General features: G+C 47.1%; 22 protein-coding genes and 1 pseudogene. 6 read left to right on the top strand and 17 right to left on the bottom strand.

Annotation, left to right across the window (positions count from 1 at the left end; translation table 11 throughout):
- Window positions 1–264: 264 nt before the first annotated feature.
- The 9 genes from AR383_RS01745 to nifH all read right to left on the bottom strand — a co-directional run bounded on the left by AR383_RS01745 (window position 265) and on the right by nifH (window position 6,956).
- Complete coding sequence (locus AR383_RS01745; protein WP_055731573.1) at window positions 265–807, bottom strand: hypothetical protein; 543 nt, start codon at window positions 805–807, stop codon at window positions 265–267.
- A 275-nt stretch (window positions 808–1,082) separates the two neighbouring features.
- Window positions 1,083–1,367, bottom strand: a complete 285-nt coding sequence (cowN, locus tag AR383_RS01740) for a N(2)-fixation sustaining protein CowN (protein WP_055731572.1) — start codon at window positions 1,365–1,367, stop codon at window positions 1,083–1,085.
- Window positions 1,368–1,438: 71 nt separating this feature from the next.
- Window positions 1,439–1,936, bottom strand: coding sequence for a DUF6129 family protein (locus AR383_RS01735; RefSeq protein ID WP_055731571.1), 498 nt, complete (start codon window positions 1,934–1,936; stop codon window positions 1,439–1,441).
- Window positions 1,924–2,604 (bottom strand): NifB/NifX family molybdenum-iron cluster-binding protein, encoded by a 681-nt coding sequence (locus tag AR383_RS01730; RefSeq protein ID WP_055731570.1) that lies wholly within the window; start codon window positions 2,602–2,604, stop codon window positions 1,924–1,926. The genes AR383_RS01735 and AR383_RS01730 overlap by 13 nt, the downstream gene beginning before the upstream one ends.
- Before the next feature lie 50 nt (window positions 2,605–2,654).
- Complete coding sequence (gene nifT, locus AR383_RS01725; RefSeq protein WP_055731569.1) at window positions 2,655–2,867, bottom strand: putative nitrogen fixation protein NifT; 213 nt, start codon at window positions 2,865–2,867, stop codon at window positions 2,655–2,657.
- 63 nt (window positions 2,868–2,930) lie between these two features.
- Window positions 2,931–4,502 (bottom strand): nitrogenase molybdenum-iron protein subunit beta, encoded by a 1,572-nt coding sequence (gene nifK, locus AR383_RS01720; protein WP_055731568.1) that lies wholly within the window; start codon window positions 4,500–4,502, stop codon window positions 2,931–2,933.
- Between the two features lie 90 nt (window positions 4,503–4,592).
- Window positions 4,593–5,834, bottom strand: coding sequence for a nitrogenase molybdenum-iron protein alpha chain (nifD, locus tag AR383_RS01715; RefSeq protein WP_198150201.1), 1,242 nt, complete (start codon window positions 5,832–5,834; stop codon window positions 4,593–4,595).
- Window positions 5,789–6,034 carry a hypothetical protein gene (locus AR383_RS21655; protein WP_198150200.1) on the bottom strand — a complete coding sequence of 82 codons (246 nt, stop codon included), beginning with the start codon at window positions 6,032–6,034 and terminating at the stop codon, window positions 5,789–5,791. The genes nifD and AR383_RS21655 overlap by 46 nt, the downstream gene beginning before the upstream one ends.
- A gap of 43 nt (window positions 6,035–6,077) precedes the next feature.
- Window positions 6,078–6,956: a nitrogenase iron protein gene (nifH, locus tag AR383_RS01710; protein ID WP_055731567.1), complete on the bottom strand. Its 879-nt coding sequence runs from the start codon at window positions 6,954–6,956 to the stop codon at window positions 6,078–6,080.
- 304 nt (window positions 6,957–7,260) lie between these two features.
- On the opposite strand from nifH, the gene AR383_RS01705 reads away from it, so the two are divergent.
- The 5 genes and pseudogenes from AR383_RS01705 to AR383_RS01700 all read left to right on the top strand — a co-directional run bounded on the left by AR383_RS01705 (window position 7,261) and on the right by AR383_RS01700 (window position 10,373).
- Window positions 7,261–7,683 (top strand): MerR family transcriptional regulator, encoded by a 423-nt coding sequence (locus AR383_RS01705; RefSeq protein ID WP_055731566.1) that lies wholly within the window; start codon window positions 7,261–7,263, stop codon window positions 7,681–7,683.
- Window positions 7,676–7,978, top strand: a complete 303-nt coding sequence (locus AR383_RS21155; protein ID WP_083481462.1) for a copper-exporting P-type ATPase CopA — start codon at window positions 7,676–7,678, stop codon at window positions 7,976–7,978. The genes AR383_RS01705 and AR383_RS21155 overlap by 8 nt, the downstream gene beginning before the upstream one ends.
- Window positions 7,924–8,229: a hypothetical protein gene (locus AR383_RS21150; RefSeq protein WP_157051622.1), complete on the top strand. Its 306-nt coding sequence runs from the start codon at window positions 7,924–7,926 to the stop codon at window positions 8,227–8,229. The genes AR383_RS21155 and AR383_RS21150 overlap by 55 nt, the downstream gene beginning before the upstream one ends.
- A gap of 32 nt (window positions 8,230–8,261) precedes the next feature.
- Window positions 8,262–8,330, top strand: a pseudogene (locus AR383_RS21885) (hypothetical protein); the annotation flags it as partial.
- Between the two features lie 207 nt (window positions 8,331–8,537).
- Window positions 8,538–10,373 (top strand): copper-translocating P-type ATPase, encoded by a 1,836-nt coding sequence (locus tag AR383_RS01700; protein ID WP_232304775.1) that lies wholly within the window; start codon window positions 8,538–8,540, stop codon window positions 10,371–10,373.
- 389 nt (window positions 10,374–10,762) lie between these two features.
- Here the strand turns inward: AR383_RS01700 and pfkB are convergent, their stop codons facing one another.
- From pfkB to AR383_RS01675, 5 genes are all read right to left on the bottom strand, one after another.
- Entirely contained in the window at window positions 10,763–11,689 is a 927-nt protein-coding gene (gene pfkB, locus AR383_RS01695) for a 1-phosphofructokinase (RefSeq protein WP_055731565.1), read from the bottom strand.
- Window positions 11,686–13,428, bottom strand: a complete 1,743-nt coding sequence (locus tag AR383_RS01690) for a zinc-binding dehydrogenase (RefSeq protein WP_055731564.1) — start codon at window positions 13,426–13,428, stop codon at window positions 11,686–11,688. The genes pfkB and AR383_RS01690 overlap by 4 nt, the downstream gene beginning before the upstream one ends.
- A 28-nt stretch (window positions 13,429–13,456) precedes the next feature.
- A complete protein-coding gene (gene ptsP, locus AR383_RS01685; RefSeq protein WP_055731563.1) occupies window positions 13,457–16,081 on the bottom strand; it encodes a phosphoenolpyruvate--protein phosphotransferase in 2,625 nt (874 codons plus the stop codon).
- Between the two features lie 97 nt (window positions 16,082–16,178).
- Window positions 16,179–17,570, bottom strand: coding sequence for a PTS mannitol transporter subunit IIBC (locus AR383_RS01680; protein WP_055731562.1), 1,392 nt, complete (start codon window positions 17,568–17,570; stop codon window positions 16,179–16,181).
- Between the two features lie 31 nt (window positions 17,571–17,601).
- Window positions 17,602–18,084, bottom strand: a complete 483-nt coding sequence (locus AR383_RS01675; RefSeq protein WP_055731561.1) for a PTS sugar transporter subunit IIA — start codon at window positions 18,082–18,084, stop codon at window positions 17,602–17,604.
- Between the two features lie 241 nt (window positions 18,085–18,325).
- Between AR383_RS01675 and AR383_RS01670 the strand changes: the two genes are divergently transcribed.
- Window positions 18,326–19,051 carry a DeoR family transcriptional regulator gene (locus AR383_RS01670; protein ID WP_198150199.1) on the top strand — a complete coding sequence of 242 codons (726 nt, stop codon included), beginning with the start codon at window positions 18,326–18,328 and terminating at the stop codon, window positions 19,049–19,051.
- 42 nt (window positions 19,052–19,093) lie between these two features.
- Here the strand turns inward: AR383_RS01670 and AR383_RS01665 are convergent, their stop codons facing one another.
- The 3 genes from AR383_RS01665 to gabT form a co-directional block, all read right to left on the bottom strand.
- A complete protein-coding gene (locus AR383_RS01665; protein WP_055731560.1) occupies window positions 19,094–19,441 on the bottom strand; it encodes a hypothetical protein in 348 nt (115 codons plus the stop codon).
- Window positions 19,438–20,802: a voltage-gated chloride channel family protein gene (locus AR383_RS01660; protein ID WP_055731559.1), complete on the bottom strand. Its 1,365-nt coding sequence runs from the start codon at window positions 20,800–20,802 to the stop codon at window positions 19,438–19,440. Before AR383_RS01660 ends, AR383_RS01665 begins: the two co-directional genes overlap by 4 nt.
- Before the next feature lie 169 nt (window positions 20,803–20,971).
- Complete coding sequence (gene gabT / locus AR383_RS01655) at window positions 20,972–22,252, bottom strand: 4-aminobutyrate--2-oxoglutarate transaminase (protein ID WP_055731558.1); 1,281 nt, start codon at window positions 22,250–22,252, stop codon at window positions 20,972–20,974.
- Window positions 22,253–22,262: the final 10 nt, after the last annotated feature.

Raw genomic sequence — 22,262 nt, 5'->3', positions numbered from 1 at the left:
CAGAAAAAAGAGATATAAACGTCACCCTAGAGTTTGCAAACCTTGATGGAAAAACGGTTATCCGTCCCGGCAAGAGCCTGGGAATGAGACGAGGCATTTTATGCCGTATGGGTGTAAAGGCGGTCGGGTTCGGATCTCATCATGGCGCAGGGCGCATTAATGAATCGCCCTACTTAAAGACGCCGGATATATGTCAGCGAACCGATCTTCAATCAGGAGTTGCAAAACACGGGGCGTCCATATATGTCTTATATAATTAATCATCTAATTGTAGTTAAGATAGCAATTTAGAGTGTTGACATGTTCTTCCAAGCTTTCATTGCCCTTCTGCAAATCGAAAAACCTCTTTCTTTTTAGAACAGCTGCTATTTCGATAAAACTCAAATTCATATTTGGAGTTCTTGTATTAAATATATCATTATCAACATGGAGCAAGAGCTTCCAGAGATTAACTCGGGCCTCTTCCTGATCTTTACTGCCTTTAGCGATGATAATAGAGTAAATTGCAACCAAGGAAGTCAATTCCAACTCATCAGTTAGCTCTTCATATATCTTTAACTCTTCCAGAGTGTTGGATAAGAAAAACTCATCTCGATTGATATGGCTAATTCTTGAAGCGTCGTACATAGAGTCATAGAAAGATATATCATCACTCAAATTTTCAAATATCACCTTATTGTAAAGAGAAACTTTATCTTCACAACTCTCTTTCTCAATCTCCCCACCATTGCTAAAAAAAGGAAGATAAAATAAAGTCGCAACTAACGTTATAATAAAACTATTCACTTTCACCACCGGTGAACCCATAGGAAGTTCATATTAGGACCTCTGCTATCAAATTGAACGTAAGGAACGATTTTATTTCCACTAGACTTAACGAAGTCAATTAAATCAGACACCCATTCTAAAATCGCCACACACTAACATCTTTCCCCAACACTTAACCTAGACCAAGCCACAAAAAACCAATAAAACCAACAACATCACTCGCAACACCCGTAGGCTTAAGCCGCTAAGCCCCACTCCCAGCCACAAAAAAAGCAGCTAACAAGCTGCTTTTTACTGTGCTAATGCTAAGGCTACTAGCAACATTCTTGTTCTATTTGATAGAGCAAGTCGCTAGCGGTTTGGTCGTCACAGTCTTCAAAATATTCATACAGCGGGTTGGTTTGGCTGCCAACAAAATTGAGGTTGTCGCGCTGCATCTTTTTTTGTTCGGCACGTTTGCCAATAAAGTACTGCTGCCATTGCTCACTGCCATTACCGGCGGCAATATGGTGATCGAGCATCTCAATTAAGCGGTCGGCATTTTGGTCGCAATCTATATTGCAAAAGGACACATAGCGGTCACTGTTTAAGTCTGACATGATAGTTCTCTTAAAACGATATTTACCCACCCTGTCGGCTGGGCAAATGCTTCATCGAATCGATAAGTTATTTAGTCTTCTTCGTGCAAAGCAATCACTAGCCCAATAGCTAGATCCAAGCTATTGGTTAAGCGCGCGCAACTGGTGCCATTGGCCATTAGATAAATGTCGAAGTAACTGGCTGCAAGAAAGGGTTCACGCTCGGCCATGTCGTCTTCGCTACATTCAATCACTCGAATATCAGGATGATGTTTTTTAAAGCAGGCCAAGCCCTTTTGGTAATCGGCTTTGTCAGCTATACGAGAGACCAGTTTGTCCAGCTTCGACTGGTTTAGCGGCTGCTCATTGTGCTCATCTTTACAGCCACATTGCTTAGCACTGTGACTAGAACTATGACAGCCACAATCGCCATGCTCCGGCTGATGCGGCTTATCCTCGCCCTTACAGGTGCAAGTTTTGGCTTCAGCCTCGCCGCTATGGCAGCCACAATCACCGTGCTTAGGCTGATGTGGTTTATCTTCACCCTTACAGGTGCAAGTTTTAACTTCAGTTTCACCTACTCCACACATAAAGCAGCCTCCTGCCCTTGTCTTTCCAACAAACGCGCCAACCAGCGTGGCGGCTGATCCATGACCATTTGCAAGCGTTGTAATATGCTTTGGCTAGGCTGAGGAGTCAGTTGTTTAAGCGGCAGAATATCAGCACGACTGACTCGCGCCGCAGCCGGGCCACCAATAGATAGAGTAGCAAGTAACTGGCAATCACCGATTAAATCAATTAAGTAGGTGGTGCGCGCATCGCCGGTAAGATTTTCTACCACCGGGCGAACATCCACCAGCTGATAACCGCTGGCGCTGACTTGATAAATTAAGAAACGCAGACAAGAGCCGAAATGCCCGTCGATACGCTCTAAGTTATTTGAACTTACCGCTAACTGCACCACTGGGCCGCTTAGTTGTTTTGGCGCTGGTATGCTAGGTGCTTCCATGGGGCTAATTTCGTCGGCGCCCAAAATGGCGTGCACTTGATTAAGCTGGCTACGTTCAAGCTGTAAGGCGGTTTGCGCAAATAGCTCACGCAACTTTTTAGGGCTAATCGCGCGTAGTTTTTTCTCTGTTAGCGGCTCACCACAATGCGTAATCAGTAACTGAATAAACTGTTTCAATTCAATATCGGGTACGGCTTTGGCGGCTACCGCTAGCCTTAATGCTAGGGTGTCACTCATAGGCTTGTTCATGATCTCTCCTCTAAACAAAATACGCGCTAAGCATTGAGCTCTAGCGAGGGCTAGGCTCTTCTGGCACGGAAGGTTTTAGGTAAGCTGGGTTTGGCATTTTGCGGTTCAATATAAAAACGGCTGCCATCGCTTAGCTCTAACTCACCGCCCCATTGATCGTCTTGATCAAACTCTAAAGAATTGATAGTTAACTCTAAATCTTTCTTGGCGATGTAGGCTTGTAGCTCACCTGAGCTTTCGCGACTAATAATAAGATTGGGCATGCTTGCTCCTTAACACTGGCTAAAAACTGGCTGGGAGCATGCTCCCAGCCAGACTTTTGAGGATTAACGTACTAGGTCGAAACCGTAGTCTGTTTTACCCATTTCGCTGGTGTCTTCATCAAGCTTAGCCAGCACTTCATTCACTAAGGTGGTCAACATGTACATGCCGCCTTCATAACCTAAAGTGGTGTTGCGGTGTAGATGGTGACGGTCGAAGATGGGGAAGCCCAAACGAATTAATGGAACTTCAAACTCCGCACCCTTGGCCTTGGTATCACGTTGAATGAACTTAGCGTAAGAGTTACCAATCATGAAATCAGGTTTATTGGTGAATACCAATGAACGGAAGTGCCACAAGTCTTTACCTACGTGAATTTCAGCGTTGGCAGTACAAGGTGCTTCAGCACATAGCGCTTCCATTTTCTTGCGCCAACGTTTAGCACCGTTGTGACACAAGATGTGTTTGATTTCACAGCCTAGTTCTTGAAGGAACTTGGTTAAGCCCATTAGGTAGTCTGGGTCGCCATAGATGGAGAAGCTCACACCGTGTAACCAAGTGTGTGAATCGGTCATCATGTCAACCAAACGACCACGCTCTAGCGCAAGTGATTCTGGGATTTCTTTGCCAGTTAACTCAGCAATTTTCACCAAGAATTCATCGGTCCAATCTAGGCCCATTGGGATTTGCAACGCAGGCACTTCGTGCTTCCAAGTACCTTCTACAAACTTCTTAGTTTTCACTAATTGATCAGGTTGTAGTAGTACGGTGGTGATGGCGTTAGGCGCATCTTCCAATTCAGCGATAGTGGTACCACCTGCGTACATACGGTATTCACCGTCGGCAGGCGTATCTAACACTTCAGATGGGTCACTTAGTAGCGAGTAATCTACCCCCATTTGTTGCATCATTTTATGGATAACACGGTAGTTACCAAGGTAGGTTTCAAAACCAGGCACAAAGTTAATTTTGCCATTGCTGCCAACAGTTTTGTCTTCCATCTTGTTTAGGGTGAAGTAGCGTGCGAAGCCTTCAAACATGCCATCCCAGCCAGTAACATGGCTACCTACGAAACTAGGCGTATGAGCGAAAGGTGTTGGCAATTCCTTAGGAATGTAGCCTTCAGCTTTTGCGTTGTTGATGAAGGCGTTTAAGTCATCACCAATAACTTCGGCCATACAGGTGGTAGAAACTGCAATCACTTCTGGCTTGTATAAAGCCAAAGAGTTTTGCAAACCATCGAACATGTTCTTTTGGCCACCGAATACAGCGGCGTCTTCGGTCATAGAGTCAGAAACACAGGCTACCGGCTCTTTAAAATGACGGTTGAAATAGGTACGGAAGTAGGCCACACAACCTTGCGAACCGTGTACATAAGGTAGCGTTTTTTCAAAACCTAGTGCACACAATACTGAACCTAAAGGTTGGCAAGCTTTTGCTGGGTCTACGGTTAAGGTTTTACGAGAGAAGTTAAGCTCTTTGTATTCTTCGGTGGTGGTCCACTCGAATACTTCCTTGACCTTCTCGTCGCTCACCCCTTCTTCATGATCGGCACGTTTGCGTGCCATCATGTCTTTGTATTCTGGCTGTTCAAACAGGGGATAGCCAGGTTTGATATCGTCTACTTGTTGACTCATTTTCTTTCTCCTTTCGCGCCACTCATCTGTGAACAACGAATTGAGTTAAACAATTAAGCGCTGATGCACTCGTCCTGATATTGCAAGCACTTAAGCTGCTTTGGCTTTTTTCCATGGCGGAGTCAATTTGTCCCAGCATGGGTTGTTCAAAGTCATGTCCATGTCGCGAGCGAAGATAGCGAAGCCATCGAAGCCGTGGTAAGGACCTGAGTAATCCCAGCTGTGCATTTGACGGAATGGAATACCCATTTTTTGGAAGATGTATTTTTCTTTAACACCAGCACCAATTAGGTCGGGTTTAAGTTTGTCGGCAAAAGCTTCTAGCTCGTAACCGGTCACATCATCGTAAATCAGGGTGGCGTCTTTCACTTCAGGAACCGTTTTGCTGTAATCGTCGTTGTGACCGAATTCATAACCAGCACCAACAATTTCCATACCTAAGTCTTCGTAGGCACCGATCACGTGACGTGGGCGTAAACCACCTACATACAACATGACTTTTTTGCCTTCTAAACGTGGACGGTATTTGTCAACCACGGCTTGCCATTGGGCTTTGTATTTGGCGATAACTTCTTCAGCTTTAGCTTGAATTTTTTCGTCAAATTTCGCAGCGATAGCGCGTAAAGACTCTTCACACTTGGTTGGACCAAACAAGTTGTACTCCATCCATGGAATCCCGTATTTCTCTTCCATATGACGACAGATGTAGTTCATTGAACGGTAACAGTGAACCAAGTTCATTTTCACTTTAGGGGTGTTTTCTAGTTCAGGTAAAGTACCGTCACCAGACCACTGAGCCACAACACGTAGGCCGATTTCTTCTAGAAGAATACGTGAAGACCAAGCATCACCACCGATGTTGTAGTCACCAATAATGGCTACGTCGTAATCAGTTGTGGCAACTTCTTTATCTTCAGACTTATCTAGCACGTAATCGCGTAAGGTATCGTTAGCAATGTGGTGACCTAAAGATTGGCTCACACCGCGGAAACCTTCACAACGTACTGGCACGATGGTTTTACCGATTTCTTTGCCTTTGGTTTTAGATACCGCTTCGATGTCGTCACCGATTAGACCAACCGGACATTCAGATTGAACTGAAATACCCTTGGTTAATGGGAATAACATTTCTACTTCGTCGATAATGGTGGCTAGTTTTTTGTCGCCGCCAAATACGATGTCACGTTCTTGGAAGTCAGAAGTGAAGTTCATGGTACCGAAGCTATTCACACCAGTGTAACCAGTGTAGTAGTTACGACGACCGGCACGTGAGTATTGACCACAACCTACTGGACCGTGAGAGATGTGAACCATATCTTTGATAGGTCCCATACCACCCCTTTAGAACCGGCGTAAGCACAACCACGAGCGGTCATCACACCAGGTAAAGATTTACGGTTAGCGGTAATACAGCTGCCTTTTTCACTGTCGTTTGCACCAAGGTGCTTAAGACGGTCTTTTTTGGCTTTCTCTGGGTAGACCTCTAGCACCTCATCAATCAGCGCTTGAGTCTCTGCTTGTTTATTTGACATTGCTGCCTCCTATAGCATCAATTTACTCATTATTGAGCAGTGATTAAGCGGTAACTTCTTCAGCTGTTTTACCGATGATGGATTCGTCTTCAACGTCCATGATGCCGAATTCCATTAGCAACTCTTCTAGCTCGTCCATGCTTACTGGAGTAGGAATAACGAACATTTGGTTGTTAATGATTTTCTGAGCCAAAGTGCGGTATTCGTCAGCTTGGTTACATTTAGGGTTGTACTCGATTACTGTCATACGACGGATTTCAGCTTGTTGTACTACGTTGTCACGAGGTACGAAGTGAATCATTTGAGTACCGATTTTTGATGCTAGGGCTTCGATAAGCTCGTCTTCGCGGTCACATTTACGTGAGTTACAGATTAGACCCGCTAAACGTACGCCACCGGTTGCAGCATATTTACAAATACCTTTAGAAATGTTGTTAGCAGCGTACATTGCCATCATTTCACCAGATACCACGATGTAGATTTCTTGAGCTTTGTTTTCACGAATAGGCATGGCGAAACCACCACACACAACGTCACCTAGTACGTCGTAGAATACGAAGTCTAAATCTTCTTCGTAAGCGCCTTCTTCTTCTAGGAAGTTAATCGCTGTGATTACACCACGACCGGCACAACCAACACCTGGCTCTGGACCGCCTGATTCAACACAACGAACACCGCCGTAACCCACTTTTAGTACATCTTCTAGTTCGATGTCTTCAACAGAACCCGCTTCAGCAGCCATTTCCATAATGGTATTTTGAGCTTTCGCGTGTAAAATAAGACGAGTTGAGTCAGCTTTAGGGTCACAACCGATGATCATGACTTTTTTGCCCGCTTCTGCTAGAGCACCAACTAGGTTTTGAGTAGTGGTAGATTTACCAATACCGCCTTTTCCGTAAATTGCACATTGACGAATAGCCATAATATTTCTTCCTTTTAGCTTTGATAAAACGGTTCCCGCTATCACTACTGCGAATACCGTTCCACATTCAACCAAAACAAATAGGTTGTTGTTTTAAAAGGAATTAATATCTTTCGTCGCAAAGAAACCGTAAAAATACAACGAACAAAGCGCGTCACAATGTAGGATTTGTAGCAAAAGTACCAATGTTTGTGTGGTTATATTTCTGAGTGTTGTTTATCCAGCAAATGCATATTTGCACTTGACCCGTGTGTAACACATAGGTTTTATAGTAGTGCTAAGTGAAGTTGTTATGGGTAACACGATGAAAACCTCAGAATTAGCCAAACTAGCCGGTGTCACCGCCGAAACGGTGCGCTATTACACACGCCTAAACTTAATTAGCGCCAGCCGTGACCCTGCTAATAACTACAAAGACTACGATAGCCAAGCGCTGCAACGCCTACGTTTTATTCATCAAGCCAGAGAAATCGGCTTTAGCTTAAAAGAAGTGCAAGCCATATTGGCCTTGGCTAATGAAGGTGATACTCCCTGCCCTACGGTTCGCCATCTATTACAAGAAAAGATCCAACAAACCGAACAACGTTTGCTTAAAACCCAACAACAGTTGGCCATGCTGCAAGATACTTATCAACAGTGGCAATGCCACCCGGATAAGCTTCCCACGGAACAGAGTATTTGCGCCTTGATTGAGTCATGGTCAGCTAAGGAGGAACACAATGAGTAACTTAGTCGTTGACTTAGAAGGCTTATCCTGCGGCAAATGTGTCGCCAAACTAAGCCAAGCGCTACAACAGCAACACCCTGAAGCCGTGCTACAAGTCAGTAACGATAAGCGCCATGCCATTGTTAACCAGCTTGAGGACTTTGCCGAGTTTAATCAATTGATTGAACAAACTGGCTACCGCAGTCAGCAGCGCTCGGCGCAGGCTTATCAGTATTCGCTACAAAACGTAAAATGCGGGCATTGCGTAAAAAAATTGAACAAGCCATACAGGGCGACGATCCAGAAGCGGAACTAAGCGTAGACATACAGCAGCAAACCTTGCAGCTAAGTACGCGTTTATGGCCTAGCCAAATCGAGCAGCGCCTCAGTGAGTTAAACTATTTAGCCGAAGCTCAGCCAGAAACCGAAATTGCAGCGGAAGCAGAAGCAGAAGTAGAAACAGAGGCATCGCCCAAAGCCAACAGCAACGCGTCTCAACACTCCCTGCAGACGATGCAGCAACAAATGCACCTAGCTCAGACAGCTCCCTTACCCGACTTAACCTAAGCGGCGTCACCTGTGCTAGTTGCGTAAATACCATCGAACAAGCCTTACATAAGCTGGATAAAGTAACCAAAGTAGAGATTAACTTTGCCGAACGCACCGCCAGCGTATTTGGCGAGGAATCAGCCGACAGCCTAATTAATCAAATCGAGCAAGCAGGCTACGGCGCCAGCTTAATTGAAGACGAGCAACAAGCCCAGCAACAACGTAGCAGCGACGATAAACAAGAGTATCGCCACAAACTGATGCAAACCGGGCTGAGTTTATTACTCGCTGTGCCATTAATGGGCTACGGCTTAGCAGGCGGAGCCATGAGTGTTAGCAGCCCTGGCCAGCAGGCTTGGTGGTTGTTTGTCGGTTTAGTGATATTGTTAGTGATGTGGGTTTCCGGTAAGCAATTTTTCAGCAGTGCTTGGAAAAGTCTCAAACACCGCCAAGCCAATATGGATACCCTAATAGCCTTAGGTACTGGCGCGGCATGGCTTTACTCCATGGCGGTAGTAATCAGTCCCAGCCTATTTCCTAGTAACGCTCAGCATCTGTATTTTGAAGCCAGCGTGATGATCATCGGTCTGATTAACCTAGGTAAAGCCTTAGAGCTAAAAGCACGGGGTAAAACCTCTTCGGCCATCAACCAGCTGCTGAACTTGCAAAGCAATACTGCGCAACGCCTTGATCAAAACGGCAATACAAGTGTGGTAGCAATTAGCGAGCTTAAGATTGGCGATCAACTGCTAGTGAGGCCCGGCGACAGCATTCCGGTGGATGGCAAAGTGCTTAAGGGCAACAGTACTGTGGATGAGTCGATGTTAAGTGGCGAGCCTATTCCGATTGAAAAAACCGAAGGGCAAAACGTCTCTGCTGGCACCATCAATGGCAACCAGCCGCTAGTAATTAGCGCAGAAAAAGTCGGTAAAGATACGCTGTTAGCCAAAATCGTCGACTTGGTCAGCCGTGCGCAAAACTCCAAACCACCGATCAGCCAATTGGCCGATAAAGTATCGGCAGTGTTTGTTCCCAGTGTAATGATCATTGCGATCATCACCGCTTTAGCTTGGTATAACTTTGGACCAGAGCCGCTAGGGGTAAACATGTTAATCGCCGCGTGTTCGGTATTGATCATCGCCTGCCCTTGTGCCCTGGGCTTAGCCACTCCCATCTCTACCATGATTGGTGTAGGTAAGGCCGCCGAAGCCGGCGGTTTAATTCGCAACGGTGAAGCGCTACAAAATGCCAGTCAGATCAACCTAATTATTTTGGATAAAACCGGCACCATTACTCAAGGCAAACCCCAAGTCAGTCAGAGTCAGTTACATGGCGATGCCACTTCGTTGCTGGCCTTAATTTATGCCATGGAGCGCGCCTCAAGCCATCCCTTGGCCAGCGCCATGGTCAGTTATGTCGAGCAACAACTAGACGACATTCCCACACGCGATGTTGCAGAGCTTAATAACATAAGTGGCTTAGGCCTTAGCGCTCGCTATCAACAGCAAGACTTGTTGTTGGGCAATAGCAAACTGATGCAGCAACAAGGTGTGGAGCTAAGCACTAATGAGCAACAACTAGATGTCAGCGGTTCGCGAGTGTATTTTGCAGTGGACGGTAAATTAATGGCCGAGTTCAGCATCAGCGACCCGCTTAAAGAGGATTCAGCCGAGGCCATTAAAGCCCTACAAACCCAAGGCATTAAAGTGGTGATGCTAAGTGGTGATAATCAGGCCACTGCCGCAGCCATTGCCAAGCAAACTGGGCTAGATGAATTCCACGGTGAGTTATTGCCCGATGATAAATTGTCTTATTTGAAACAATACCAGCAACAGGGTTATCGAGTAGCCATGGTAGGCGATGGAATTAACGACGCCCCTGCTCTTGCCGCTGCCGATGTGAGTTTTGCCATGGGCCAAGGCACCGATGTAGCGATTGAAACCGCCGACATCACCTTAATGCGTGGCTCGCTGCATGGCATCGCCGACAGCATGCGGATCAGCCGTGCCACGTTGACAAACATCAAGCAAAACCTATGGGGGCCTTTATTTATAATAGTTTGGGCATTCCAATTGCCGCTGGCCTACTCTATCCCTTTACCGGCATGTTGCTTAGCCCGATCATTGCTGGTGTGGCGATGTCCTTATCGTCGATTACCGTAGTAAGCAACGCCAACCGCCTACGCACTTTATCGGTACATCAACAGGAGGCACAGCATGCTAATTAATCTATTAGGTTTGCTCGCAATTGCACTGGTTATCTGGTGGTTTTGGGGCACTAAAAACTAGCTAATCGAATAAACCGTAACCACTATGACTCACATAATGGCTATCTAAGGTTAACACATGATAGCCATTTTTATCGCTTACTCATTGTCACCAGGTTTAGCAGCTCAATGGCTAGCCACTTCCCTTTCGATTGTCAGAACATCATTTCACCGAAGCTACTGCTGCTTGCTTATTCCGAACATCCAGCAAGGTTCCACCAGCTAAACCAAAAAAAGGGCTTATTGATGAATAAGCCCTTGTAAGTTTATTGCCTTAATTGGCGCCTAATTAATTTGTCGGCATTGCTCTAGCAGCTGTTCGACTTGCGCTAGTTCACCTAGCTCAGTGCCCGGTCTGCTAGCAGTGGCCGCGCCACAGGCTAAACCGTAAGGTAGCGCTTGTTCTAAGCTTTCACCTTTGCTTAAGCGCCACACCAAACCTGCCACCATGGAATCGCCTGCGCCAATCGGGTTGGCTTCCACGATACTGGGGCTGGCAAACTCATGTAACTGAGCTTCGCTAGCCATTAAAGCGCCAGCTTTACCCAGAGACACAACCAAGTTTTGCGCGCCCATGGCTAACAAGGCTTGAGTCCATGCCTGAGTACTGTTTAGCTCTTCTTCGTCCAGCTCCAGCAGGGCTTGGGCTTCTTCTAAGTTAGGCTTAATTAAGCTAGGGCCAGCAAAAATGCCCTCGCGCAGCGCTTCACCACTGGTATCCAAAACAGCATGCGCCCCCGCATCTTCAATTAAGCTGACTAACTGGGCATAAAAGCTCGTCGGCACACCCTGCGGTAGGCTGCCGCCAAGCACCCACCAGTCGCCTGGCTGCAAGCGCTGCTGAATACTTTCCACTAAACGGGTCAGTTCTGACTCGCTAATAACAGGGCCTGCCTGATTCACCTTAATGTGGCGGGCATTAGCGCCCTCCACAATGGTGACATTGGTGCGGGTTTCCCCGACAATGCTGGTAAATTGGCAATCAATGCCTGCGGCTTCCAGCTCATTGCTAAGGCGTAAGCCCGTAGCACCCCCAACAAAGCCCATGGCGATGCTATCTTGGCCTAAGTTCTTTAGCATTCGCGACACATTAAAGCCCTTTCCACCGCAATCCATTCGTGAATCGATTGCTCGGCTGACAGAGTTAAACTCAAGCTGGTCAACGCTCAGCTCAAGATCGGCAGCAGGATTAAGCGTTAAGGTATAGATCATGCCAACTCCTTAAAGTAATTATCAAACAAGGCTTTTTCTGCTTGTTTGTTCCAAGTATTGCCTTTGCCTAAGGCCGCGGCAACTTCGGGTAACTTTTCAGCTAGTTCGTCTAAGCCTAGTAGTGGTAAGTCTTCTAAGTGAGGGAAGATGAGAATTTTGCCAGGATACTTAGCATCAATCATCGCTTGAATGCCGTCTTTCGCCACCTTCATACCACCAATAGCGGCTACACAAATAGCAGGCGCGATATTACCCGCCACGGTATTGTTCATTACCACGGTTTGGTCATCAATGGTTAAGCCTGAGGTACCAGTGTATTGGGCATTGCTGAGATAAACCGAGCTAAAATCAACTGGCGCTAACGTGCCATTAGGCACCCCGGCAAACAATACCAACATACCGTCGTCTTTCATAAAGGTGGCAGACTCGGCCATGATTTGCGCATTGGGTACACATACCACCACATCATCGGCCCCTTCGCCCTGAGTCATTTGCTTGACTAGCTCTGGAAGCGGCGTATCACTGTTGGTAGGGTTATAAGTGACAAGTTCACAGTTGTTGGCTTCGGTTAGGCTGGCAAAGCGAGCTTCAATTTCGGCCAAACGCTGGTCGTTGATATCGGTCACTACTACTTTACGCGGGCCATCTTTTAACTCAATCGCCCGTTGTACGTGCATTTGCCCCATCGGACCACCCGCACCAACAAACACTGCAAAACCGTCTTTTCTTAAATCACAGCGGTTACGTTGCTCGCCATAGGAGTCGGCGATATCTACCCCGCTATTGCCAATAAATGCCACGTAGTCGTAGTGCAAACGGCCTACATCGGCATCCACTAAGCCATCAAGAGGCTGCTTACCTACCATGTTCATGGTGCCACGACGCGCCACATATTTAGCAATAGTAGTGAGGGCTTTTGCTGATTTAGGCGCTAATACCACTACGTCGTCAAAACCTAGGCCATCGGTGTATTCGTTAACCGCTTGTTCTAGGTTTTCCACCGTGATGTCGTTGCGAATAATCACCTGTTGGGCTTGGCTTTGAGCCAATACTTGTAGGTTTTCTGGTACGTTGGTGAGAATAACCTTAGCGGGCGATGACAAACCTTTAGAAAAACCATAAACGGTATCATCGTCGGCTTGGCCCACTATCCACATTACCCCGCCTTGCTTAGGCTCTAAACGACGACGCTGCGTATACGATGCCCATACACAACCCCAAGGCTCTAGCAATGCCGCTTCGGCAAAGCCTAGCTCTTCAGATACCTTCAGCAAGCAAGAGCCCGCATCGGTATCGAGAATTTCTGGGCCAATTAAGTGATACTGAGTTAATCCACCAGGTACTGTGTAACCATAGGCGGTACTTTTACCGTTTTGGTAAATATCGGGTTGCATGGCGTAACGCTCGCCCACTTTAAACTGGCCGCTGAGCTCGTCACCTACTTTTACCACGGTGAGTGTGGCTTCGTGGCCCAAACGCGTTGGCTCTTTGGTAAGGTCGCGGTTATATAGCTTGGGATGAGAGCTACCTTGATTGATTAGCTTCACATCGGAGAAGCATAGGCCTACTGCGTCCACTCTTACTAAGAGCTGATTAGCAGCTGGCTCTGGCACCTCAAATAGTTCCGGTTGATTGTTCTTACCAATGTTGTCCACGCCAGCACCGTACATATTCCAAGTACTAGTAGCTTTAGGTAGCGCTTGTGCTAAATCTTGATATTTTTCAAATTGACTTGTCATTGTATTACCTACTTAATTCTATAAAGTGTTAAACGAGATCTTGGTGGCTTTGGTACATCGCCATCACCGCTTCTGAGCTGCACATTTGCAGCGCTTTTTCTGCTTTAATTTGTAATTTGCTGTAATCAACCGAACGAATAATGCTTTTCACTGCGGCCACATTAGCCGGGCTCACCGACAGCTCCTCTACGCCAAGGCCCACTAACAAACAGGCGATATTGGGATCGGCCGCCATGTTGCCGCACACACCCACCCATTTGCCGTTGGCGGCCGCTGCTTTTACCGTCATAGAGATCAAGCGCAGCAAACCGGGGTGATAACTGTCGGCTTCACAACACAGCGCTGGGTTTAACCGGTCCATCGCTAATGTGTATTGAGTTAAATCGTTAGAACCGATGGAAAAGAAATCCACATGTTTGGCCAAGGTATCGGCGACTAAGGCTGCCGATGGCACTTCTACCATAATGCCCAGCGGCAAGACGGGGGCGTCTAGGCGCTGTCTAACTTGCTCGGCCAGTTGCGATGCCTTAGACCATTCCGACATTTTGGCCACCATGGGAAACATGATGTGCAAACCGGTTTTGCCCTGCTCTGCTACCTGCCAAGCGGCAGTACGATAAATGGCTTCTAACTGGCGCTCGAACATGGCTGGATGTTTAAACGACAAGCGCAGCCCACGTACACCTAAGAAAGGGTTGTCTTCATGGGGCATATTCATCCACGAAACCGGCTTGTCACCTCCAATATCGGCGGTTCTCACCACTAACTGACGGCTACCCAGTTCTTTAACAATCGCTTTTAATGCCTCGATTTGCTGCTCAACAGAAGGCTCTTCAGGTGCACTTTCAAACAAGAACTCAGTTCGTAATAAACCTGCGCCTTCACCGCCATGTTGTAAGACTTTGCTGGCATCAGAAGGTTTGGCGATGTTGCATACTACATCGATATGGCGGCCATCTTTGGTGACAGCTGGTTCATGTTGATGAGCTTCTTCCAGCTCACGCATTTGCTGCCATAACTGAATATTGCGCTCTGCCTCTGCCAAGGTGTCAGGGTTTGGTTGAATCACCAAACAGGCCGATTGAGGGTCAACAATGGCTAATTGCTGATTGGCTACACCGCAAAGTTTGTCGGCGCCAACCCCTACCACTGCGGGGATGCCTAAGGCGCGAGCTAAAATAGCCATATGACTATTAGGCCCACCCAACTCGGTGGCGATGCCCTTAATCGGTTTGCCTTCTAGACCCGCCGTTTGTGAAGGGCTTAGATCACTAGCGAGTAAAATAAACTCTTGCTCTGGAAAACTGATGGCTTGCTGCTCAGGTAGTAATAAGTCCACCACGCGCTGGCTCACATCTTTTAGATCGGCAATACGCGCTTTTAAGCGCTCGTCGCTGAGCTGGGCTAAAGCTTCAATCTGCTCAGCCAAAGCTTGCTGCCAAGACCAGGCTGCACTATTGCCTTGAGCTATCAGCTGCTCACAGCACTTAACAATAGAGGCATCTTTAAGCAGTTGTTTTTGGGCTTTTAAAATCGCCGCTTCATTGGGCGCTTTGGCTAATAAGGCTTGGTATAGATCTTCGGTTACCAATTCGGCTTGCTGCAGGGCTTCGCTTAAGGCTGCTTGTTCCACTTCGACACCTTGGCCTTGACGTTCTACATGCTGCTGTTGCTCTGTTAATACAAAAATAGGAGCTAACGCTATACCGGGTGACGCAGCCATGCCTTTCAATACCGCGCTTCCAGCGGGTGTTGTCAGTCCGGGTAAACCTTCTAGTGGGTTAAACTCGGCGTGTTGACTGGCTTCTTCATTGTCTAAACCTGCTGAAATCATTGCTGCAAGCTCACTCACCGCTTGCTTCGCTTGCTCGCCTTGGGCCGATACCACAACGCTGTCGCCAAGTTTGGCCCCCATGGCTAAGATAGCGGCCATGGATTTAGCATCGGCGCTGTTTTCACCATTACGCAAGCGAATGTCGGTGGCGGTATAGCTAGCGGCTAGCTCGCTAATAATGCTAGCAGGACGCGCGTGCATACCGGCTTCATCTACCACTTGAGCCGTTTGACTCAGCTCGAAGTCTGGTAATACTTGACTGGCCTTAGGCTGACTTGCTCCCAAGGCTGAGATAATGGCTTGCACATCGTTTGTACTAGCAAGTTGTTGAGATAAGTCCTCATCCATCACCACCGCGGTCAATTTTTGCAATAATGGCAAATGATCATCACCGGTGGCCGCAATGCCCACCGCTAACTTCACCACATCACCTTGCTCGTTCCACACTAGCCCTTGGGGTATTTGAACTACCACCACGCCACTTTTCACCACCAAAGCTTTGGCTTCGTTAGTGCCATGAGGAATGGCCACGCCGTTTAACAAGTAGGTGCTGACTTTTTCTTCACGCGCTTTTAAGGCATCACTGTAGTCACCGTTGACCAAACCTAAAGCCAACATCTGCTGGGCAATAAACTCTAATACCTGCGCTTTAGTATTAAGTTGCTGATTTAAAAAGACCTGCTCTGGCGCTACTCCTAGCGGGGTGCTAGATGGAGCTGGCTCTGGCGACGGCGCTTGCACTACCGTAGCGGTGTCGGGCTGAGAGGCAACTTCTGTCTGTTCTTCACTGGAGGCGAATAAACGCTTTAAAAAGGACATGCTTATCTCATTCTATTCAAATAGTTAAAATATTAGTTTGGGGCTATAACAGGCTGCCTAGGTGGCAGCTCTGCTATAGCTAAGCCACTGCCTTGGCTTATGCTTTCAAACTGGCCACTAGGTCGTCATAGAAGCTGGCATCCATGAAGTTGCCAATGCTGACATGTCGCGCACTAGGCAGTTTTGCTCTAGCCCGTGCTGATAACTCTTGCTGAGTAATCACCATGTCGGCATCCACTAAGTCGTTAATGGCTGCGTTGCTTACGCTAATGTCTAAACCGGCTTCTTTTATCTTGCCGCGCAATACCGTGGCGCCCATCGCTGACGAGCCCATACCTGCATCACAAGCCACCACGATGCGACGCACTTCACCGCCGACCATGGTTGCTGCTGCGGGAATTTGCCCTTTTGACTCAGCTTTATTGGCATCAACCGCTGCTTGAGCTGCTTCTAAGTCGTCGGTTTCTGAGGCATCTTTGCGGATCATGATTGAAGCAATCAGGAACGAAGTGGTGGCCGCTACCGCAATTGAACATAGGGTGAGCACGATACCCATACCGCCTGTAGACATCAGTACTAAGGCAAATACTGAACCAGGAGATGGTGGACCAACCAAAGCGTTACCGGTAAGCATGTTGAAGGCCACACCTGCCATACCACCGGCAATGACCGCTAGGATCAAACGTGGTTTCATCAAAATGTAGGGGAAGTAGATTTCGTGAATACCACCAAAGAAATGAATGATGGAGGCACCATAAGCTGATTTTTGCGCAGCGCCTTTACCCACTACCATGTAGGCCAACAAAATACCTAAGCCTGGGCCTGGGTTAGTTTCAATCATATAGAAGATAGATGAACCAAACTCAGCAGATTGCTCAGCCCCCAGCGGAGTAAATACGCCGTGGTTAATCGCATTGTTTAGGAACAGGATTTTTGCTGGTTCAACAATAATTGATACCAAAGGCAACAATGAGCGTTCAACAATCCAGCCTACACCATCACCTAGTGCGGTGGTCACTACGGTTACGATGGGGCCAATTAATAAGTAAGCCACTAAGGCCATCACCATGCCGATAATACCCAGTGAAAAGTTGTTCACTAGCATTTCAAAACCGGGTTTGATGCGACCGTGTACCCATTTATCGAAGTGAGCAATGGCCAAACCACCTAATGGACCCACTATCATGGCACCCATGAACATCGGGATATCTACCCCAACAATCACCCCCATGGTAGTGATGGCACCAGCTACCGCGCCGCGCTCGCCACCTACCATTTTACCGCCGGTGTAACCAATCAATAGTGGTAACATGTAGAGGATCATCGGTCCGACCAATGAAGCGAGGCTTTCGTTAGGTAACCATCCGGTTGGAATGAACAGGGCAGTAATCAAACCCCAAGCGATGAAAGCGCCAATATTGGGCATCACCATGCTACTTAAAAAGCGGCCGACTGACTGAACGCCAACCTTTAAATTGTTGCTAGACATCTGTCTATCTCCTTATTCCTTTATGTTTTTTTTAATTGTCTAAATTGGACTTAAAGGCCAATTGCAAACTGTCGAGTATCACTCGCTCTTCACTAGTTGTTAGCCAACATTCAATCATCTGTGGATCGTTCATTAGTTGGGCGATCGATGAAAAAACGTAGGACTGAGACTCTCTGAGTTTTTGTAGATTTTCTTTAGGGGGTACAGCTAGTAGAAAAATAATGCGTACATCTTCGTCCGCACTATTCCAGCAAAAATCTGGATTCTGCATGCGCACAAAACAAAGAACCGGTTCGTTTATGTGCTGAGTAATGACATGAGGAATGGCAGTGTGTTGGCCAGCGAAGGTGCTGACGACATTTTCACGCTGAATGATGTCCTTATATAATCCAGATGGGTTGCTGGTTTTTCGTAACAGAAACAATTGTGCACAAATGCCGTATAAAGCTTCGTCTTTTGAGTCCGCTTCAAAATCCAACAAAATGCTTTGCTCTGTGATTAATTTTTGGTTCATTTTCGTCCCTCGCATTACCTTAGTGCGAGTATAGGTAGGCGCGAAAATGTGTCAAAAACCACCAAGCCAAATTAGCTCATATTGCGAGCACTTTTAACATCTATGCAACAGCAGGAAAAATTTTCTCATTTGTAATCATTTGTGAACTTTTGTAATCAAATACACTGTGATCGGGGTAAAAGTTTTCAAACCGTAATCATTTATAATCATTTTTAATCATTAAACTTCAACTGAATTCATTATGTCTGCCAAGCTTCGCCACAACCAAATTCTTCAGTATTTAGAAGAACACACTTTTGCCAGCGTGCAACAATTAGTCGAACTGCTAGATTGTTCTCCGGCAACCATCAGGCGCGATTTAATCGACTTAGACAACGAAGGAAAACTGAAAAAAATCCGTAACGGTGCCGAGAAGATATTGTCACCCAATGCGGAATCGTCGCCTGGCATGGTGGGTTTTTATCCCAACATATCGGATTACAGTAATTACGAGGAATCGGACCGTATCGCCCAGCAAGCCGTTGAACTATGTGAACAACGTGATAACATTTTTGTAGGTGAAGGTCGCATTACCTTTTTAATGGGCAAATACCTGTTGGCCAGTCAGGTGCACGTTTATTCAAACTACTTGCCGCTGCTCACCTACCTGATTTCCCAAGACTACCCCCACTTAGTGGTATTAGGCGGCCAGTACATCAAGAGTCAGAGTTTGCTGGTCTCTCCAGACAACCATAGCTCCTATCAAGGACGTTATCTGATCGTGAGTGGAGACGGTTTAACCGAAGCAGGCTTAACTAAATCAGCCCTACTCACCTTTATGGAAGAAAAGAAAATGTTGCGCTATGCCGATAAGGTGGTAGCGATGGTAGAAGCCGATAAGGTGGGTGTATTTGGGGGGTATCGTTGTTTACTCTGGATGAAATTGACATCGTTATCACCGGTAAACAAGCCGATCCTAAAGTATTAGAGCGCCTTAAAGAGCACAACGTGCAAGTCTATTTGGTGTAGGCTACTCGGGGAAGATCTTCTTATTCCAGCTAGGAATGGGCGTATTGTAAGGATTAATCCGCCACGGACGTGGTTTAGTTTTTTGCTCAATGATTTTGCAGTACAGGCTTAAGTCATGGGTGCGGTAACCCGCTTCAATACGAAAGCTAATTGGCTCTTCCTCTAGCTCAAACCACACTATGTCAGGCTCTGCTACCAGCTGGCAACGGATTGGCTGCTCCACCTGCGAGCTCACCGTGGCCACTAACTGCTCGCCTTCAAGTAAGGTACTCAAGGTGCCGGGATAAGCAACCACGGCACTGCTTAACAGTGCCAGTGCGCTGGCTGTAATCCTTAAGCTTTGTCTCATTTTTGCTGCGTTCTCTTATTTAACCAAGCGACAAAACGGCTATTGGCGGCGCGAATTTCACCCAAGGTGGCCTCATGAGTGGCCAAGTTAGACGATTTGGGTACTGCAATACGCTGTGACGAGTAAATTCCAGTATGGCCACTGAAAAAATACGCCACAAAACAGGCTACCGCAAAATACAATAAATGCTCAGAGCCAAATAGCTCTACTCCCATAATAGTACAGGCTAAAGGCGTATTAGTGGCCGCAGCAAATACCGCAATAAAACCTAGCGCGGCAAATAAATCCACCGGCGCGCCCATCACCCAAGCAAGGAAGTTACCCAAAGTGGCACCAATAAAAAACAGTGGCGTGACTTCACCCCCTTTAAAGCCGGCCGCCAAGGTGATGGCGGTAAGTAGTAATTTCAGTATCCAGCTATACCATTCGGCTCCACCTTCACTAAAGGCACTAATAATACTCACCCCGCCCTCGCGATAAGCGTTCACCCCCAAACCTACGTAATCCTGATGACCAATCAAACTGACAATGGCAATCACAATTAGGCCGCCCACCACCGCGATAAGGTAAGGATTTTTTAGAGTATGTTTAAATAGATCTTTAAAGATGAAGGTGGTTTCGCCAAACAAAAATCCAGCAATACCAAAGGCAATCGAGGCCAACAGCACTTTGCCTAATAACAGCAAATCAACATGGACTAAATGGTGAAATAACATCACATGTTCGAGGAAATCCACTTTATATTGAGTATGCGGGGTGCCCCAAGCGGTACACACTAAATCGGCAAGAATCGCCGCAAATAAGGCAGGGATCACCGAATCAAAGCGGATCCGCCCTACCGCCAGTACTTCCAAGGCAAATACCGTTGCTGCCAAGGGGGTACTAAATAGCGCGGCAAAACCGGCCGCCACACCGGCGCTAAGCAAAATTTGGTAATCGTGGCCGCTTAACTTAAAAAAACGCCCATAGGCGGCACTGCAGGCTCCACCAATTTGCACTGCGGTGCCTTCGCGCCCCGCCGAGCCGCCAAATAGGTGAGTCACCACCGTAGATAGCAATACTAAAGGCGCCATTCGCGCAGGAATGCCCGCCCCCGGCTGATGGATTTCATCGATGATCAGGTTATTGCCGGCCTCGGCATTCTTGCCAAAACGGCGATAAATAAACACCACTAATACGCCAGCTAAGGGCAAAAAATACAATAAATACGGCTTAAGGGCGCGGGTATCGCTGGCCCATTCTAATAGATAAAGAAATAACGCATTTAATGAGCCCACAACCAAAGCTAGGGGGATCAACAACAGCAACCAACGAAGCATGGTTAAGATGGATTGGGGACTATTGCGAAGAGGGCTCGACATTGCACTTCCTAAATTTACACTTGTGACTATTTTCGAGGCGCGAGTTTAACAGAAAAGATGGCTGTTAATCATAACCTTAGCTAACAACATATCGAAGCCACTTTAGCTTGTATAGCTTTTAAGCACAAAAAAACGGGCCAAAAGGCCCGTTATCAACGCGTACTTTAAGTTACTGAGCTAAGGCTGCAAACATCTTGGCGAATTGCTGCATGCCCTCATCAAGGATTTCATCTTCGATGGTTAAAGCAGGTAAGAAACGCAATACGTTGCCGTAGAAGCCACAAGCCAACAATACCAAACCGTAGTCCGGTGCATTAGCAATCAGCGCTTGAGTAAGCTGGGTATTGGCTTGCTCTGGGTCACCGTCTTTACATAACTCGATGGCGATCATCGCACCGGCGATACGCACTTCACTAATGTGCTGCGGGAAATCACCTTTAAGCTGGCCAAGGTAGTGCTCGAAACGCTCGCCAATGTGCTGGGCGCGTGCCACTAACTGCTGTTGCTCGATTTGGTCCAGCACCGCCAAAGCCGCGGCGCAGGCAATAGGCGAGCCACCGTAAGTGCCGCCCAATCCGCCCGGTAATGGCGCGTCCATAAATTCGCTTTTACCCACTACCGCCGATAGAGGGAAGCCGCCAGCAATGCCTTTAGCCATGGTGATCAAGTCAGCTTCAATACCCGCATCTTCATGGCAGAACATTTTACCGGTGCGACCAAAACCACTTTGAATTTCATCAACTATCAAGGCAATGCCGTGTTCATCACACAAGTCGCGCAGTGCTTGCAAGAAACTCGCTGGTGCGGGATAAAAGCCGCCTTCACCCTGAATGGGCTCAATGATCATGGCTGCTACATCTTGCGGTGCAATATCCACTTTAAATAAATTTTGTATGGCTTTCAGGCTTTGTTCACAGCTCACGCCATGGGCCAGCATTGGGAAAGGCACATGGTAGATTTCGCCAGCAAAGGGGCCAAACAAATGTTTATAAGGACTGATTTTGCCAGTTAAGGCCATGGTGAGGTTAGTTCGCCCATGGAAACCACCATTAAAGGCAATCACGCCGCGACGTCCCGTTTTTGCCCGCGCAATTTTTACCGCGTTTTCCACCGCCTCTGCACCAGTGGTAACAAAAATGGCTTTCTTCTCGCTTTCTCCCGGCGCCAGTTTGACTAACTTTTCGGCTAGCGCCACCGCACTTTCATAGGGATTAACCATCACACAGGTATGGCTAAATTTATCAAGCTGCTGTTTTACCGCTTCCACCACTTTGGGGTGACTGTGGCCGGTATTACATACCGCAATGCCAGTACCAAAATCGATGTAGCGTTTGCCTTCTACATCCCAAATTTCAGAGTTTAGCGCCCGCTCCACATACACAGGGTAGATATTGCCTTGACCCCGTGCGATAACGGCTTGTTTTCTTTGTTGCAATTGTTGGTTTGTCATCATCGTCTTC

The sequence above is a fragment of the Agarivorans gilvus genome, assembly GCF_001420915.1.
Taxonomy (GTDB): Bacteria; Pseudomonadota; Gammaproteobacteria; order Enterobacterales; family Celerinatantimonadaceae; genus Agarivorans; species Agarivorans gilvus.
This window is presented reverse-complemented; position numbering and strand designations above follow the sequence as displayed.

Excerpts from the sequence above, each read along its gene's own strand:
- pfkB (WP_055731565.1), bottom strand. The coding sequence starts at position 11,689 with ATGATCTATACCTTAACGCTTAATCCTGCTGCCGATCTTGAGCTGAGC.
- AR383_RS01675 (WP_055731561.1), bottom strand. The coding sequence starts at position 18,084 with ATGAACCAAAAATTAATCACAGAGCAAAGCATTTTGTTGGATTTTGAA.
- AR383_RS01730 (WP_055731570.1), bottom strand. The coding sequence starts at position 2,604 with ATGAACAAGCCTATGAGTGACACCCTAGCATTAAGGCTAGCGGTAGCC.
- nifK (WP_055731568.1), bottom strand. The coding sequence starts at position 4,502 with ATGAGTCAACAAGTAGACGATATCAAACCTGGCTATCCCCTGTTTGAA.
- AR383_RS01690 (WP_055731564.1), bottom strand. The coding sequence starts at position 13,428 with ATGACAAGTCAATTTGAAAAATATCAAGATTTAGCACAAGCGCTACCT.
- AR383_RS01680 (WP_055731562.1), bottom strand. The coding sequence starts at position 17,570 with ATGTCTAGCAACAATTTAAAGGTTGGCGTTCAGTCAGTCGGCCGCTTT.
- nifT (WP_055731569.1), bottom strand. The coding sequence starts at position 2,867 with ATGCCCAATCTTATTATTAGTCGCGAAAGCTCAGGTGAGCTACAAGCC.
- nifD (WP_198150201.1), bottom strand. The coding sequence starts at position 5,834 with ATGGGACCTATCAAAGATATGGTTCACATCTCTCACGGTCCAGTAGGT.
- AR383_RS01745 (WP_055731573.1), bottom strand. The coding sequence starts at position 807 with ATGGGTTCACCGGTGGTGAAAGTGAATAGTTTTATTATAACGTTAGTT.
- nifH (WP_055731567.1), bottom strand. The coding sequence starts at position 6,956 with ATGGCTATTCGTCAATGTGCAATTTACGGAAAAGGCGGTATTGGTAAA.
- AR383_RS01705 (WP_055731566.1), top strand. The coding sequence starts at position 7,261 with ATGAAAACCTCAGAATTAGCCAAACTAGCCGGTGTCACCGCCGAAACG.
- AR383_RS01665 (WP_055731560.1), bottom strand. The coding sequence starts at position 19,441 with ATGAGACAAAGCTTAAGGATTACAGCCAGCGCACTGGCACTGTTAAGC.
- AR383_RS01670 (WP_198150199.1), top strand. The coding sequence starts at position 18,326 with ATGTCTGCCAAGCTTCGCCACAACCAAATTCTTCAGTATTTAGAAGAA.
- ptsP (WP_055731563.1), bottom strand. The coding sequence starts at position 16,081 with ATGTCCTTTTTAAAGCGTTTATTCGCCTCCAGTGAAGAACAGACAGAA.
- AR383_RS01700 (WP_232304775.1), top strand. The coding sequence starts at position 8,538 with ATGAGTGTTAGCAGCCCTGGCCAGCAGGCTTGGTGGTTGTTTGTCGGT.
- AR383_RS01735 (WP_055731571.1), bottom strand. The coding sequence starts at position 1,936 with ATGTGTGGAGTAGGTGAAACTGAAGTTAAAACTTGCACCTGTAAGGGT.
- AR383_RS21655 (WP_198150200.1), bottom strand. The coding sequence starts at position 6,034 with ATGTCAAATAAACAAGCAGAGACTCAAGCGCTGATTGATGAGGTGCTA.
- gabT (WP_055731558.1), bottom strand. The coding sequence starts at position 22,252 with ATGACAAACCAACAATTGCAACAAAGAAAACAAGCCGTTATCGCACGG.
- cowN (WP_055731572.1), bottom strand. The coding sequence starts at position 1,367 with ATGTCAGACTTAAACAGTGACCGCTATGTGTCCTTTTGCAATATAGAT.
- AR383_RS21155 (WP_083481462.1), top strand. The coding sequence starts at position 7,676 with ATGAGTAACTTAGTCGTTGACTTAGAAGGCTTATCCTGCGGCAAATGT.
- AR383_RS01660 (WP_055731559.1), bottom strand. The coding sequence starts at position 20,802 with ATGTCGAGCCCTCTTCGCAATAGTCCCCAATCCATCTTAACCATGCTT.